Origin of the sequence: Halorubrum sp. Hd13, from assembly GCF_002252755.1 — an archaeon.
In the GTDB taxonomy this organism is placed as follows: domain Archaea; phylum Halobacteriota; class Halobacteria; order Halobacteriales; family Haloferacaceae; genus Halorubrum.
In genome coordinates, this window is the sequence record NZ_NHOY01000122.1 from 1 (window position 1) to 15,000 (window position 15,000).

Genomic DNA, 15,000 nt, shown 5'->3' on the forward strand with positions numbered 1-15,000 from the left:
GGGTCGAGGGGACGTCGGGCGCCGCCGCGATCCGCCTCCCGTCGGTCGGCTTCGGCTGCTCGCGCTACCGCGACGGGGAGTACGTCAAGCGCGCCGACTCGATCGCGACCGCGCTCGACGCCGGCTACCGCCTCCTCGACTCCGCCGAGCTGTACGGCAACGAACACCGGATCGGGGAGCTGCTCGCCGCGCCGGGCGCGCCCGACCGGGAGCGGGTGTTCCTGCTCGGGAAAGCGTGGCGCACCAACCACCGCCGGGAGCGCCTGCTCGCCGCCTGCGCGGGCAGCCGCGAGGAGCTCGGGATCGACGCATTCGACTGCTACGCGCTCCACTGGCCATCGGCGCTCGAACACCGGGGGGAGCTGAGCCGGCTCGCCGAGGAGCCGGTCGAGCGACAGGAGGCGCTCGCCTTTCCCGAGGACGCGGACGGCGAGCTCGCGACCGACGACGTGTCGCTGGCGACCGCGTGGGAGAACCTGGAGGCCGTTTACGAGAGGGGATGGGCCCGGACGCTCGGGGTCTGTAACGTCTCGCGGGCGCAGCTGGAGACGGTGCTGGAGACCGGCGACGTCGACCCGGCCTTGGTGCAGGTGGAGCGACACCCCTACCGCCCTCGGACCGGTCTCGTCGACTGCTGTCACGAGCGCGGAATTCGGGTGGTCGCGCACTCGCCGCTGTCGGCGCCCGGCCTCCTCGACGAGCCCGTGCTGGACGCGATCGGCACGGATCGGGGTCTCTCGCCGGCCGCGGTCGTCGTCGCGTGGAACGCCTCGCGAGGGGTCGTCCCGATTCCGTCCAGCACCACGGAATCGCACGTCGTCTCGAACCTGGCCGCCGGGAGCGAGCGGCTGACCGCCGACGAGCTCGCGCGGATCGACGCCCTGCGCGACCCCGACTTCGAGCGGTAGGGCGCCGGAGTCGATCGCCCTCGTCCGCTCGGGCGGTATTTCTATGTGACAGAAGTCCATGTGTGTAATATGGCAACAACCAAGTCGCAGCGGCCCGCGGTCGACATCGGCTCGCTGAACGGCCTCCACTGGGTGGGTATCGTCGCGGCGCTGGTCTCCGCCGCCGTCCACCTCTTTCTCGGCGTCAGGATGTTCCCCTCGCCGATGGGTATCAGCTTCGTCCTCGCGGGGCTCGGCTTCGTCGGTGGCGTCACCCTCCTCGCGATCGACTACCGCCGACGGACGGTGTACGCGGTCGGGATCGCTTTCACCCTCGTCCAGATCGTCTTATGGTACGTCATCAACTTCGCGGGCGGGACGAAGTCGTTCCCGGCCGACGTCGGGACGCTCGGCGGCGTCGACAAGGTCGCGCAGGTCGTGTTGATACTCGTTCTGGTCGCCCTGCTGCGCCGGTAGCCGTGGCGGACCGCGAGCGCCGACGGCGACGCGAGCACGCCGTCGCGATCAGCGACGCGCTCCCCGACGGCTCGGCCGTCGACGCGGGCGTAAACGCGACCGTTCGGCGCGTAAACGTATCCCCGGGCGGCGGACCCCTCGCGGGCCCGGTCGCGACCGGAGGTGGCGTGTAGATGGCCGAGATCCGCCGTCGGCGCTCCGTTCGCGTCGGGATCGGTTTCGGGCTCCCGCTCCTCGCCGCACTCACGCTCGCCGCGCTCCTCCTGCGGCTGTTCCCCGCGGACGCGATGGGCCGCTGGGGACTCTCGCCCGCCGTCGTCGCCGGCCTCTGTTGGGCCGGACAGCTCTGGTACGTCGGGTACGGGCTCGATCCGGAGGGGCTGACCGGCGGCTTCTGGCGACAGCTGTTCGGACTGGCGAACGCGGTCACGCTCGTTCGCGGGGCGCTGTACGCGGTCGTCGCCGGATTCGTCGTCGCGCCGCCGGAGACGGCGCTCGCGTGGGTGCCGGCGCTGTGTTACGGGACCGGCGTCGCCCTCGACAACCTCGACGGGAGCGTCGCCCGAACGGTCGGGCGGGAGACCGAGGTCGGCCGCCGGCTCGACATGGCGTTCGACACCTTCGGATTCGTCGCCGCGCCGCTCGTGGCGGTGTTGTGGGAGCTACTCCCGATCTGGTACCTCTCGATCTCCGCCGCGCGCTACGTCTTCCGCGGGGCCGTGTGGCTGCGGCGCGTCCGCGGGCTCCCCGTCGGCGACCTGCCCGACAGCGACCTCGGCAAGTACCTCGCGGGCGTCCAGATGGTCTTCGTGACGGTCGCGCTCGTCCCGCCGGTGCCGACCGACGTCGTTCGGACCCTCGCGCCAATCGTCCTCGCGCCGTCGCTGGCGGTGTTCGCGCGCGACTACCTCGCCGTCAGCGGTCGACTCCCGTCTCGCCGGTGAGAAAGCAGACGGTCACGAGTACTCCAGGATGACTTGGACCGCCGCGTCGGGTTCCGAGTCGAGCAGTTCGTACGCTTCCGGCGCGCGCTCGAAGGGGATCCGGTGGGTGATGAGCTCGGCGGCGGGGATCGCGTCGATCCGGTCGAGCGCCGCCTCCATGCGGCGGTCGCGGTCCCACCGCCCGCGCAGCTCCGGGCTGATCGTCGACACCTGACTGGAGACGATGTCGATGCGGTCCCGGTGGAACCGCCCGCCGAGGTCGATCGGCTCGCGCTTGGTCCCGTACCACGAGCCGACGACGATCCGCGCGTCGTAGCCGACGACCCCGATCGCGTCGTCGAGCGCGCTCGGCTGGCCGGACAGCTCGACCGCGAGGTCCGCGCCCCCGACGGCGGACTCCCCGGCGAGGTCGACGGCGCCGAGTTCGGCCGGCGTCGTCGTCCGGTCGGCGCCGAGCGCAGCGGCGAGCGTTCGACGGCGCTCGATCGGGTCGACCACGACGAGCGACTCCAGCGGGAAGTCGGCCAGCAGGCGGACGACGCAGAGTCCGATCACCCCGGCGCCGAACACCACGACCCGCTCTCCGAGACGGGGGGCGGCGTCGAGGACGATGTTCGTCGCGGTCTCCACGGAAGGGAGGAGCGAGCCGGCGGCCGGCGTCGTCTCCGGCGGGAGCGCGACGACCGAGTCGGGGGTCGCGCGGAAGCGCGTCTGGTGGGGGACGAACGCGAACACCGACCGGCCGACCCACTCCGAGTCGACCTCGGCGCCGACCTCGCGGACGACGCCGCTCGCGGCGTAGCCGTACCGGAGCGGGTACGAGAGGTCGCCGTCGAGCGCGTCGAGCGCCTCGTCCGCCGGGAGATCCGCCGGCGTCTGGTCGCGGTACACGAGCAGCTCCGTCCCGGCGCTGATCGCCGACGCGCGGGTCTCGACGAGCAGCTCGTCGTCCGCCGGCGGTCCGACCGTCGCCTCGCGCACCTCGACGGTCTCCGGGGCCGTGAAGTAGAGCGCGGCGTCGGTCATCGGGTCGCGGACCCGGTCCGGTCGCGGGCGACGCCCGAGCGAGGCCACGGGCTTCGGCTCGGCTGGTGGCGTAACACGTAGATCCCCACGCACTGTGCGATGTTAAGTCCTCGCGCCGTCCGACGGGTCAGACCCGGAGGTAAGCGAGCGGATCGGCGTCGACGGCGCGAAAGAGAGACGGTCGATCGGAAAGCGAACGACTGCGACGGCGGCGGTCCGTCAGCGACGCCTAGCGGATGACGTCGAGGCCGTTGTTCCGCTCGGTCTGCTCGGTGCCGCCGTCGGACTCCCAGCCCCGGTCGGCGCCGCCGGAGGCCGTCGCGCCGGCCGTGCCGTTCGCCTCGGCGGCGCGCGAGCGCGAGTCGCCGAGGTCCTCGGCTCCGGCCGCGGCGCGGGACTTGTCGGCCTGCTTCTGGGTCGACGGGCCGAGCACCTGCGCGCTCTGGACGCCCGTCATGATCGCCATGACGCGGACCTTCCCCTTGTACTCGTCCTGGATTCGGGCGCCCCAGATCACGTTGGCGTTCGCCTCCAGCCGCTCGGTGATGTTGTTCGCGATCCCCTCGGCCTCCTTCAGCGTGAGGTCCGGACCGCCCGTGATGTGGACGAGCCCGCCGGAGGCGCCGCGGTAGTCGACGTCCAGGAGCGGGTGGTTCATCGCGTCGTTGACCACTTCCTGGGTCTTGTTCTTGTCCTGGGTCTCGCCGACGAGCATGACGGCCACGCCGCCCTGGTTCATGATGGTGGACATGTCGGCGTAGTCCAGGTTGATGAGGCTCGGCTGGGTGATCGTCTCGGAGATCCCCTTCACCGTCTCCGCGATGATCTGGTCCATCACGGAGAACGCCTTCCCGATCGGCAGGTTCGGCACGTAGTCGAGCAGCCGGTTGTTGTCGAGGACGATGATCGAGTCGGCCTCGTTGCGGAGGGTCTCTAAGCCCTCCTCGGCCTTCACGGTGCGGGCGCGCTCGACGTTGAACGGCGTCGAGACCATTCCGACGACGATGGCGCCCTGCTCTTTGGCGATCTTCGAGACGACCGGCGCCGCGCCGGTGCCGGTGCCGCCGCCCATTCCGGCCGTGACGAAGACGAGGTCGGCGTCGCCGAGCACCTCCTTGATCGTCCCCTGGGCCATCTCGGTGGCGCGCTCGCCCATCTTGGGGTCGCCGCCGGCGCCGAGCCCCTGCGTGAGCGACTTGCCCACGAGGATCTTGGTGTCGGCCTCGACCATCTTGAGGTGCTGTTTGTCCGTGTTGATCGCGACGGTGTCGGCGCCGTCCACGCCGATGTTGTACAGCCGGTTGATCGTGTTGTTTCCGGCGCCGCCGGCACCGACGATGACGATCCGGGGGTCCCCGAACTCGTCGTCGTCCATATCGACGGAGTCCATGTCGCGCTTCTCCGCTTCCGCGTTGTCGAGGGCGTCCTGAACGAGATCTTGCATCAGTTCACACCTTCGCCCAGTTGCGGTTGCGGCCGCGCTCGTCGCGCTCGCCGTCCTGTTCGTTCAACATGTCGCGAACGGCCGACCGGATCGCCTCGCTCCGGTTCGGGAACTCGCCCGTTTCGACCATCTGTTCGACCTCGTCTATCTGCTGTTTCGGGATTCGTAGTGTCACACGCTCCATTGGTATTCCCCCGGTAAGACGGCGAGCACGCGACGCGTGTGTCTTACAGCGACGAATCGCCCGTCGACGGGATCATCCCCGCCGCGGACGGCCGCTGTAAGACGACCGTCTTACGCAGTTCAATTCACCGAGTCTACCAATATAAAGCTATCGCCGAGTGTAAGACAACCACCCGAAGAGACGAATTCGGCCGACTGGCGGCCTGAGTCAGGCGTTACCTATCATTTAACACGTCTGCGGCGGGGGTCCGCCGACCGCAGCCGGGGCAGAACGCCCAGTCGGTCCGCAGCTCGTCGCCGCACTCGCAGAACGCCCGGTGAGACTGCTTTTCTCCGCAGTTCGGACAGTACACGTGTTCTTCAGGGACGTTCTCTCCGCAGCCGCCGCAGGCGTTTTCGCCAGCGTTCGCGCTCGCCGGCGTCTTACGCGTCTCCGTCTCAGCGTCCGCCGACGTCTCACGTGTCACACGCGTGTCGGCGGCGTCGGCGTCAGGGGCGTCGAGAGAGACGTTCACGTTGACCTCGGCCGGGTTCCCCGACGCATACGTCGCGTCGGACGGAGCGCGCCGTCCGCCGAGGCGGTCGTCCAACGCGGCGTCGAGCCGCTCCGCGATGAGGTCGTCGACGCGGTCTGCCAGCGCGGCGCCGACCGTCTCCTCGGCCGTCGGACCCGCGTCGGGAGCAGTCGCCTCCTCGGCGTCGTCGAGGTGGGTGCGGAGGGCCTCCCGCATCACCTCGCTCTTGGAGGCGTCACACGCTTCCAGCCGCTCGACGAGGTCGTCGTCGGCCCGGAAGGTGATCTTACTCATACGGACGCCATATCGACCGTACTACAAGTATCTTCCCCCCGATATCGGACGGTAGCCGCGAGACGTTTCAGCCCCCGGAAACGAGCGCGCCGAGCCGCCGCGGTCGGCGAAAATCATGTCACATGGTCACACGTGTGTCTGACGCAGATTTATACGGCCCGCGTGGGCATACGTGTGTATATGAGTAACCGCGTCGAGGACCTCGAACGACAGGTCGCGGAGCTGCAAGCGGCGGTCAACGGGCTCACCGAGGAGCTGGTCGAAATGAAGGAACGCGTCCGACAGCTCGAGGACGCCCAAGAGGTGTCCGTACGGGCGGACGCCGCGACCGAGGAGGCGCGGGAGACGGCCGAACCGGCCGAGGAATCGACAGAGTCCGCCGGCGGCGAGACGCGGACCCACTCCGACGACCACGTCGAGGTCGTCGAGCGGACCGACGACGGGAGCGCGTCGACCGGCGGCGAGGGCGACGACGACATGGTCGTCCCCGAGCAGGAGGCGACGACGCCGGACGCCGAGGCCGGCGGGGCGGAGGGAGAGAGCGACGACGAGGAGTCGGACAGCGACATCATCGTCGCGTAATCCGACCTCGCACTCCCGCGTCACATGCACATTACGGAAGTCGTTTTGGACGGATTCAAGAGCTTCGGGCGGACGACGAGGATCCCCTTTTACGACGATTTCACGGTCGTCACGGGACCGAACGGCTCCGGGAAGTCGAACATCATCGACGGAGTCCTCTTCGCGCTCGGATTGGCGCGCACCCGCGGGATCAGAGCGAAGAAGCTCACCGACCTGATCTACAACCCCGGTCACGACGACGGCGACGGGACCGGGGGCCCGAACGAGGCGTCGGTGACCGTCGTGCTCTCGAACGAGGACGGGGCCTTAGACCGGTCGCAGGTCGTCTCCGCGGCCGGCACGGAGAACGTGGGCGACGTCTCCGAGATCACGATCAAGCGCCGCGTCAAGGAGACCGAGGACAACTACTACTCGTACTACTACCTCAACGGACGCTCGGTGAACCTCTCCGACGTGCAGGACCTGCTCGCGGCCGCCGGCGTGACGCCCGAGGGGTACAACGTCGTGATGCAGGGCGACGTCACCGAGATCATCAACATGACCCCCTACCAGCGGCGGGGGATCGTCGACGAGATCGCGGGCGTCGCCGAGTTCGACGAGAAGAAGGAGGCCGCCTACGAGGAGCTGGACACGGTCGAAGACCGGATCGGCGAGGCGGACCTCCGCATCGGCGAGAAGCAGGACCGGCTCGACCGGCTGTCCGACGAGCGCGAGACCGCCCTCCAGTATCAGGAGTATCGGGACGAGCTGGAGGAGTACCGCGGCTTCCTCAAGGCCTCCGAGCTGGAGGAGAAGCGGGAGGCCCTCGGCGACGTCGAGGACGACATCGACGACGCGGAGGCCGAGCTCGAAGAGCTCCGCGCGGAGCTCGACGCGAGACAGGGGAAGCTCACCCGCCTCGAGGAGGACCTGGCCGACCTCAACCACGAGATCGAGACGAAAGGCGAGGACGAGCAGATCCGGATCCGCTCGGAGATCGAGGAGGTCAAAGGCGAGATCTCCCGGCTCGATGACAAGATCGAGGCGGCCGAGGAGCGCGCCGCGGAGGCCGAGACGGAGCGGCGCGACGCCTTCGTCCAGATCGACCGGAAGGAGGAGACGATAGCGGACCTCGAAGGCGAGATCCGCGAGGCGAAAGTCGAGAAGGCCTCGGTCAAGTCCGAGATCGCGACGAAGCGGTCCGATCTCGCCGACGTCGAGGCCGAGATAGAGGGCGCCGACACCGAGTTCGACGAACTCAAAGCCGAGCTCGCCGACAAGAAAGAGGAGATCGAGTCGCTTCGCGAGGCGAGAAACGAGACGCAGCGCGAGAAGGACCGCCTGCTCGACGAGGCGCGCCGGCGCTCGAACGCGGTGAGCGAGGCGCGGACCGACCTGGAGGAGGCCCGCGAGTCGATACCGGAGCACAAGGCGCGGATATCCGAGCTCCGCAGCGAGCTCGACAAGGCCGAGAAGAACGAGGAGAAGATCGAGGAGGTCGTCGCGGACCTCTTCTCGGAGAAGGCCGAACGGAGCGAGGACCTGGAGGCGGTCGAAGCGGACCTCCGGGAGAAGCAGAACGAGTACGCGAAGCTGGAGGCGGCCGCCGACGAGCGCGGCGACACCTCGTGGCCGCGGGCGGTGACCGAAGTGAAGAACGGCGGCATCGACGGGGTCCACGGCGCGGTCGGCGAGCTTGGCTCGGTCGAGGCCGAGTACGCGGAGGCGTGCGAGACGGCCGCCGGGGGGCGGCTCGCGAACGTCGTCGTCGACGACGACGGCGTCGGGTCGACGTGTATCGACTACCTCAAGCGGCGGAACGCGGGCCGGGCGACGTTCCTCCCCATCACGGAGATGGACGACCGGAGCCTCCCGCGGAAGCCCTCGCTGCCGGGCGTCGTCGACTTCGCGCGGAACCTCGTCGACTACGACGGCAGGTACGCCTCGATCTTCTCGTACGTGCTCGGCTCGACGCTCGTCGTGGAGGACATGGCCACCGCCCGCGAGCTGATGGGCGACTACCGGATGGTCACGCTCGACGGCGACCTCGTCGAGAAGTCCGGCGCGATGACGGGCGGCTCCGGCGGCGGCTCGCGGTACGCGTTCACGAAGTCCGGCGGCGGGAAGCTCGAACGGCTCGCGACGGAGATAGCGGAGCTGGAGGACGAGCGGCAGTCGCTGCAGTCGGAGATCGACGACCTCGAGGGCGACGTCGACGACGCGCGCGACCGGAAGGCCGACGCCGCCGAGCGCGTCCGGTCGCTTGAGGCCGACGTCGAGCGCGCCGAGGACGAGCTGGCGGACGCCGAGGAGCGCATCGACGAGCTGGAGACCGAGCTCGAGGAGCTGGAGGCCGAACGCGAGTCGGTCGACGCGGAGATGAGCGAGCTCGACGCGGAGCTCGACGAGCTCGATACGGAGATAGCGGAGTTAGCGTCCGAGATCGAGGAGATCGAGGCGGAGCTCGCCGACTCGAAGATCCCGGAGCTCTCCGAGCGCGCCGACGAGATCCGCGCCGAGATATCCGACCTGGAGGACCGGATGAGCTCGCTCGACGGGCGGCAGAACGAGCTGGAGCTGGAGAAGGGGTACGCCGAGGACGCCGTCGACGAGCTCCACGACACCGTCGAGGAGGCACAGAATCGGAAGGCCGAGGCCGAAGAGCGGGTCGCCGAGCACGAGGCCGCGATCGAGGAGCGGGAGGCCGACCTCGCGGAGAAGAAGGAGGCGATCGCCGACCTCGAATCGGAGCTCACGGAGCTGAAGGCCGCCCGCGAGGACCTCCGCGAGGAGATCAAGGCGGCGACCCGCGAGCGAGACGAACAGCGCGCGCTCGTCTCGGAGGCGGAGTCCGACCTGGACGATCTGACGGACCGCCGGGACCGACTGGAGTGGGAGATCGACGAGCTGGAGTCGCAGGTCGGCGAGTACGACGCCGGCGAGATCCCCGACCTCGGCGAGGTCGAGTCGCGGATCGAGGAGCTGGAGGCCGAGATGGAGGCGTTAGAGCCCGTCAACATGCTCGCGATCGACGAGTACGACGAGGTGCAGGAGGCGCTCGACCAGCTCCAGGAGCGCCGGGACGTGCTCGTCGAGGAGCGCGACGCGATCGAGGAGCGCATCGAGGGGTACGAGGCGGCGAAGAAGGAGACGTTCATGCAGACGTTCGAGTCGATCAACGACCACTTCGAGGAGATCTTCGCGCGCCTCTCGGCCGGCAGCGGCGAGCTCCTCTTGGAGAACCCCGAAGACCCCTTCGAGGAGGGGCTGACGATGAAGGCGCAGCCCGCGGACAAGCCGGTCCAGCGGCTCGACGCGATGAGCGGCGGCGAGAAGTCGCTGACCGCCCTCTCGTTCATCTTCGCCATTCAGCGGCACAACCCGGCGCCGTTCTACGCGCTCGACGAGATCGACGCGTTCCTCGACGCGGTCAACGCCGAGCGCGTCGGCGAGATGATCGAGGAGCTGGCCGCGGACGCGCAGTTCGTCGTGGTCGGCCACCGCTCGGCGCTGTTGGAGCGCTCCGACCGCGCCATCGGCGTCACGATGCAGGGCGACAACCTCTCTGCGGTCACCGGGATGCAGTTCGGCGACGACCGCGACGGCGACGGGGAGGTGACCGCGGATGACTGAGCCGCCGGAGTCGGCGGGCGCGGGCGGCGGATCCGGCGACGACGTCCCGGACCTGGACCTGACGAGCGAGCGGGACGGCGGGGCGCGCGACGGAGCGACGCCGGAGACGCCCGGAGGAGACGGGGCCGCGACGGGCGACGGCGAGTCGAGGGACGGCGCCGCCGGCGACGAGGCGGACGGCGGGGAGTCCGGGGACCCCGGCGAGGACGGGAAAGTCGAGCCCGTCGAGCTCCTCGTCCAGCTCGCCGAGGAGGGCGAGATCGAGCCGTGGGACATCGACATCGTGCAGGTGACGGACGCCTTCTTAGAGCGGCTCGACGAGACGGACCTCCGGACGACGGGGCGGGCGCTGTTCTACGCCAGCGTCCTGTTGCGGATGAAGAGCGACGGCATGCTGGCCGACGACGACGAGGACGAGGAGCCCGAGCCGGAGCCGTGGGAGGTCGCGATGGAGGGCGGCGCGCCGGACCCCGCCGCCGACGACTTCGATCCGGTCAGCGAGCTGGAGGCGGAGATGGACCGACGCCTCGACCGGAAGAGCACCCGAGGATCGCCGGAGACGCTCGACGAACTGGTCCGGGAGCTCCGCGAGGCCGAGCGCGGATCGTGGTGGAAGGACTCCCGCGAGTACGACACCTCTGAGTCGCCGCACGGGTACGACCGCGGCACGCAGACGCTCGACTACCACACGGGCGACGAGTTCCGGCGCGACGGGGAGCCGACCGCGGGCGAGGCGACCGACCGCACCCACGACGAGGATATCGAGGAGGTGATAGTGGAGATCGACAACGCCCTCCGGACCCACTTCGACCGCGGGCGCACGGAGGTGCTGTTCGGGGAGATCGAGAGCGCGGGCGGACGCCCCTTCATGACGTACCTCGCGCTGCTGTTCATGGCGCACCGCGGCTCGGTGCGGCTCCAGCAGGACGACCTGTTCGGCGACCTGTGGGTGAAAGACCCCGCGGCGATGACCGGGGAGTCGGAAGCGATCGCGGACTAGTACGTTTTCGAGAGCGCGGTCCGTCGTTCATACGTGGATACCGCCGGACCGGCGGTGAACTTCTCCAAAGCCCCAGTCGCGAGGACTCGATGGGCTCGCTGCGATCCTCGTCGCTCACTTCGTTCGCTCCTGCGGTCCTTACGTCGCCCGTCTTCGTCCTCGCGACTGCCCCTTTGAGTCCTACCCCGCACCGCACCCGCACAGCACCTCACGCCTCCCCAGCCTCGCGGCTCCCTTCGGTCGCCGCGTCCCTCGCGCGTGCTGACTCGCGCCCGGAGGGCGCTCGCAGGCACGCGCCACCGCACCGCAGAGTTTTTTTTATAAGTAGTCGCCGAGCAGCGGCTCGACGCGCTCACGAGTGTCTTCCGGGATCGCCTCGGTCGGCGTGTTGACGGTGCCTTCGAGGGAGGTGTGAGCGTCGCACTCCAGGTCGTCCGGGAGCGTCCGAACGGCCTCCTCGACGGCGGCCTTGATCGCCTCCTGGTTCTGCTCGGCGTTCTCGAGGACCTCTTCGAGCGTCACCTCGCTGTCTTCCTTCCAGACGTCGTAGTCGGTGACCCCGGCGATCGTCGCGTAGGCGAGCTCCGCCTCGCGGGCGAGCTTCGCCTCCGGGATCGCCGTCATGCCGACGAGGTCCCACCCCTGCGACTTGTAGAACTCCGACTCGGCGCGCGTCGAGTACTGCGGCCCCTCGATACAGACGTAGGTGCCGCCCTTCACGACCGTCGTGCCGCCGTCCTCGTCGGCGGCGTCCCCGCCGTCTCCGCCCACGGCGGACTCGGCGGCCTCGGTCAAATGGTCGACAAGCTCCGGGCTGTACGGGTCCGCGAACGGCTGGTGGACGACGACGCCGTCGCCGTAGAAGGAGAGGTCGCGGCGCTTGGTCCGGTCGTAGATCTGGTCGGGGACGACGAGGGTGCCGGGCTCCAGCTCCTCCTTGAGGCTCCCCACCGCGTTCGACGCGAAGACGTGGGTGACGCCGGCCTGCTTCAGCGCGTACATGTTCGCGCGGTACGGGAGGTCTGTGGGCGAGACGCCGTGCTCGGAGCCGTGCCGGGGGAGGAAGGCGACCTCCGTGCCCGTGTCGGCGAACTCGCCGATCGTGATCGCGTCGCTCGGCTCGCCGTAGGGGGTGTCGTACTCCACCTCGCGCACGTCGTTCAGGGGCAGCGCCTCGTAGATGCCGCTGCCGCCGATGAACCCGATGGTGCTCATACCCGGAGTCCGACCGCTCGATACTTATAAGGAGTGAACGCGGTCGACGGGGGCGTCTCACGGCGTCACAGCAGCCACCGCACCGCCGCCAGCGCGAGCGCGCTCACGACGAGCAGGTGGACGAGGACGGCGCCGACGGCGGCGCCGCCGACCTCGCGCATCTCGCGGAGCCGGATCGAGAGCCCGAGGCCGACGAACGCCAGCGTGAACAGCGCGTCCGACACGCGCCCGATCGACTCCAGCACGGCCGGCGAGAGGAGCCCGCTGTTCGCGATCGCGGCGACCGCGAGGAAGCCGAGGAGGAACTTCGGGAACTCCGCCCACAGCCGTCGGACGCCCGGGTCGGTCGCCGACCGCGCCGTGTACGCCAGCGAGTAGGCGACGGCGACGCCCCCCAACAGGGAGTTGCGCGCGAGCTTCGTCACGGTCGCCCACTGGCCCGCCTCCGGCGAGTGGGCGAACCCCGCGGCCGCGACGGGGCCGGTCGAGAACATGCTCACGCCGGCCCAGACGCCGAACTGGCGGCCGGTGAGCCCGAGCCACTCGCCGGCGATCGGGAACGCGACGAGCGTGACGGCGTCGAAGAGGAGCACGGTCGCCGCCGCGAACGTGATGGCGGCGCCGCGCGCGTCGAGCACGCGCCCGATCGCGACGACCGCGGAGACCCCGCAGATGCTCGCGCCCGCCGCCAGCAGCGAGGGCGTGGTCCCGTCGAGTCGGAAGAGCACGCGTGCGATCAGCTCGGCGAGGAGGAGCCCGCCGCCGACCGCGACGACGACCAGGCCGAGCACGGTCGGTCCCGCGGCGAGGAACTCCTCGACGACGACCGCGGCGCCGAGCAGGACGATCCCGGTCTCCAAGAACAGCTTGTCGACGCCGACGCCCGGTTTCGCGAGGTCGGGCGTCCCGACCGCGTTGCCGATGAGCGCGCCGAGCGCGACCGCGACGACGAGCGGCTGGAGCCCGTCGACCGCGCCGGCGATGAGGTGCGCGAGGAGCGCTCCGGCGGCCAGCAGCGCGAGACCGGGGACGAACGGCCGAGCGGCGTCGACGACGCGCATCAGAAGACGCCCGCGGCCTGTCCCGCGACGTGAGCGGCGACGATCCCCAGCCCGAGCGCGAGCGCCTGCCACCCCCGGTCGAGCGCGACCCACCGGTCGACGATCGGCGATCCGGTTCCGGGAGCGCCGTCGGCGTCGGCCGCTCCGTTCCCGGCGTCGCCCGTGCTATCGCCGGCGGTCCGCGGTCCGTCGGCGGCGTCCCGTGCCATGCCCGCGGGTCGGCGCGCTCGGTATTTATAAGAACGGACTCGGGCAGAGCACGCGCTCGACCCGGGACCGAAAGAGGCAGGTTCCGGGCGGTCGTTTCACGGACGTTCGGATGTCGACCACGCAGATCAAGGACCCGGTGCACGGCTACGTTGAGCTGCCGGACGCGCTCGTCGACGGCGTCCTCGACACCCGGCCGTTCCAGCGGCTGCGGTACGTCCGCCAGCTCTCGGCGACGCACCTCGTCTACCCCGGAGCGAACCACACGCGGTTCGAGCACTCGCTCGGCGTCTACCACCTCGGCCGCACCGTGTTCGAGAACCTCCGCAGGCAGTCGTACTTCGCGCAGGGCGCGACGACCGACGAGCTGGAGGAGATCCAACGCACGCTGGAGTGCGCCTGCCTGCTCCACGACGTCGGCCATCCGCCCTTCTCGCACCTCTCGGAGGGGTTCCTCGACGAGGGCGTCCTCCGCGATCGGGTCGCCGCCGTCGGCCTGGTGGACGCCTTCGACCGGGCCGGCGTCGGTGGCGCGCCGCTCCGGTCGGCGAGCCCGCACGAGCTGCTCGGCTGCGTCCTCATAATCGAGGAGTACGGGGACGCCCTGCGCTCGTTCGACGTCGACCCCGTCGAGGTGTGCGCGTACGTCCTCGGCTACAGCCTCGCGTACGAGCGCGGCGCGCCCTGGCAGTACGGGGTCGGCGCGCAGCTGCTGCACTCCCCCATCGACGTCGACCGGCTCGACTACATCACCCGCGACAACCGCATGACCGGCGCGGGCGTGTTGAGCTTCGACGTCGACCGGATGGTCGACGCCTACACGGCCCACCCCGAGGAGGGGCTCGCGCTCACCGAGAAGGCGCTCTCGACGATCGGTAACTACCTCGAGGGCCGGATCGCGCTGTACATGTGGGTCACACAGCATCACAAGGCCGTCTACGCGAACCGGCTCCTCCAGGAGCTGCTCGGCGAGTACGAGCGCGTGACCGGCGAGAGCCCGGTGACCGTCGACGGGGTCCTCTCGCGGGAGTTGGACGACAACGCCGTGCTCGAACGCCTTCGGACCGCCGCCCGCGAACACTCCGATTCGACGCTCGCGTCGATGTACGACCGGTTCCGCGGGCGGCGCTTCCCGGCCACGTGTTGGAAACACCGGATCGCACTCGCCGACCGGATCGGCGGGGACCTCACGGGTGAGGCCGGCGCCGGTCTCGACGAGTTCACGGCGTGGCTCACCGAGGGCGACGACCGGCTGGAGCGGCTCCTCGCCGACGCGCTCGACGTCCCGGTCCACGAGGTGTGGATCGACCGCTCGTACGTGCCCGCGTACGACCCCGACGAGCTGGAGGACATCCCCATCGCCTACGGCGGAACGACCCGGTCGGTCGGCGACTGGGGGCTGTACGGCGACCGCGCGTTCGACGTGCCCATCCCCTTCGTGTTCGTCCCGGACGGGACGAAGCGGCGGGCGATCCGCGTGCTCAGGGAGGCGTTCGAGCGGGAGGTCGAGGAGCGGAAGCACGCGTAGCCGGAGCGACGAGGGGGTCCGGGGT

Annotated in this window: 14 protein-coding genes; 7 read left to right on the forward strand and 7 right to left on the reverse strand. The window is 69.9% G+C overall.

Annotated elements, in window-relative coordinates; all coding sequences use genetic code 11:
* The 3 genes from DJ81_RS17265 to DJ81_RS17275 form a co-directional block, all read left to right on the forward strand.
* On the forward strand, positions 1-908 hold a 908-nt coding region (locus DJ81_RS17265), incomplete at its 5' end, for an aldo/keto reductase (protein WP_141212611.1).
* Between the two features lie 69 nt (positions 909-977).
* Positions 978-1,364: a hypothetical protein gene (locus DJ81_RS17270; protein ID WP_094524859.1), complete on the forward strand. Its 387-nt coding sequence runs from the start codon at positions 978-980 to the stop codon at positions 1,362-1,364.
* Positions 1,365-1,537: 173 nt separating this feature from the next.
* Complete coding sequence (locus DJ81_RS17275; RefSeq protein ID WP_094528130.1) at positions 1,538-2,308, forward strand: CDP-alcohol phosphatidyltransferase family protein; 771 nt, start codon at positions 1,538-1,540, stop codon at positions 2,306-2,308.
* A gap of 12 nt (positions 2,309-2,320) precedes the next feature.
* Here DJ81_RS17275 and DJ81_RS17280 read toward each other — a convergent pair whose 3' ends face one another.
* The 4 genes from DJ81_RS17280 to DJ81_RS17295 form a co-directional block, all read right to left on the reverse strand.
* Complete coding sequence (locus DJ81_RS17280) at positions 2,321-3,334, reverse strand: zinc-binding alcohol dehydrogenase (RefSeq protein WP_094590877.1); 1,014 nt, start codon at positions 3,332-3,334, stop codon at positions 2,321-2,323.
* Positions 3,335-3,563: 229 nt separating this feature from the next.
* The gene (gene ftsZ / locus DJ81_RS17285; protein ID WP_094528131.1) at positions 3,564-4,778 is read right to left on the reverse strand and encodes a cell division protein FtsZ; all 1,215 of its coding nucleotides are present in this window, start codon (positions 4,776-4,778) and stop codon (positions 3,564-3,566) included.
* A 4-nt stretch (positions 4,779-4,782) separates the two neighbouring features.
* On the reverse strand, positions 4,783-4,962 hold the full coding sequence (locus DJ81_RS17290; protein ID WP_004595187.1) for a ribbon-helix-helix domain-containing protein: 180 nt from the start codon (positions 4,960-4,962) through the stop codon (positions 4,783-4,785).
* 214 nt (positions 4,963-5,176) lie between these two features.
* Positions 5,177-5,770 carry a zinc ribbon domain-containing protein gene (locus tag DJ81_RS17295; protein WP_094524856.1) on the reverse strand — a complete coding sequence of 198 codons (594 nt, stop codon included), beginning with the start codon at positions 5,768-5,770 and terminating at the stop codon, positions 5,177-5,179.
* A gap of 180 nt (positions 5,771-5,950) precedes the next feature.
* On the opposite strand from DJ81_RS17295, the gene DJ81_RS17300 reads away from it, so the two are divergent.
* The 3 genes from DJ81_RS17300 to DJ81_RS17310 are packed head-to-tail and all read left to right on the forward strand — an operon-like array spanning position 5,951 to position 10,964.
* Positions 5,951-6,352 carry a hypothetical protein gene (locus DJ81_RS17300; protein ID WP_094524855.1) on the forward strand — a complete coding sequence of 134 codons (402 nt, stop codon included), beginning with the start codon at positions 5,951-5,953 and terminating at the stop codon, positions 6,350-6,352.
* 24 nt (positions 6,353-6,376) lie between these two features.
* A complete protein-coding gene (gene smc / locus DJ81_RS17305) occupies positions 6,377-9,964 on the forward strand; it encodes a chromosome segregation protein SMC (RefSeq protein ID WP_094590793.1) in 3,588 nt (1,195 codons plus the stop codon).
* Entirely contained in the window at positions 9,957-10,964 is a 1,008-nt protein-coding gene (locus DJ81_RS17310; protein ID WP_094590795.1) for a ScpA family protein, read from the forward strand. Before smc ends, DJ81_RS17310 begins: the two co-directional genes overlap by 8 nt.
* Positions 10,965-11,282: 318 nt before the next feature.
* On the opposite strand, the gene mtnP is transcribed toward DJ81_RS17310, so the two are convergent.
* The 3 genes from mtnP to DJ81_RS17325 form a co-directional block, all read right to left on the reverse strand.
* Positions 11,283-12,179 carry an S-methyl-5'-thioadenosine phosphorylase gene (gene mtnP, locus DJ81_RS17315; protein WP_094590797.1) on the reverse strand — a complete coding sequence of 299 codons (897 nt, stop codon included), beginning with the start codon at positions 12,177-12,179 and terminating at the stop codon, positions 11,283-11,285.
* A gap of 65 nt (positions 12,180-12,244) precedes the next feature.
* Positions 12,245-13,240 carry a YeiH family protein gene (locus tag DJ81_RS17320; RefSeq protein WP_094525004.1) on the reverse strand — a complete coding sequence of 332 codons (996 nt, stop codon included), beginning with the start codon at positions 13,238-13,240 and terminating at the stop codon, positions 12,245-12,247.
* The gene (locus DJ81_RS17325; RefSeq protein ID WP_094525005.1) at positions 13,240-13,449 is read right to left on the reverse strand and encodes a hypothetical protein; all 210 of its coding nucleotides are present in this window, start codon (positions 13,447-13,449) and stop codon (positions 13,240-13,242) included. Before DJ81_RS17325 ends, DJ81_RS17320 begins: the two co-directional genes overlap by 1 nt.
* Before the next feature lie 110 nt (positions 13,450-13,559).
* Here DJ81_RS17325 and DJ81_RS17330 point away from each other — a divergent pair, with 110 nt between their 5' ends.
* The gene (locus tag DJ81_RS17330) at positions 13,560-14,975 is read left to right on the forward strand and encodes an HD domain-containing protein (protein WP_094590799.1); all 1,416 of its coding nucleotides are present in this window, start codon (positions 13,560-13,562) and stop codon (positions 14,973-14,975) included.
* Positions 14,976-15,000 lie beyond the last annotated feature (25 nt).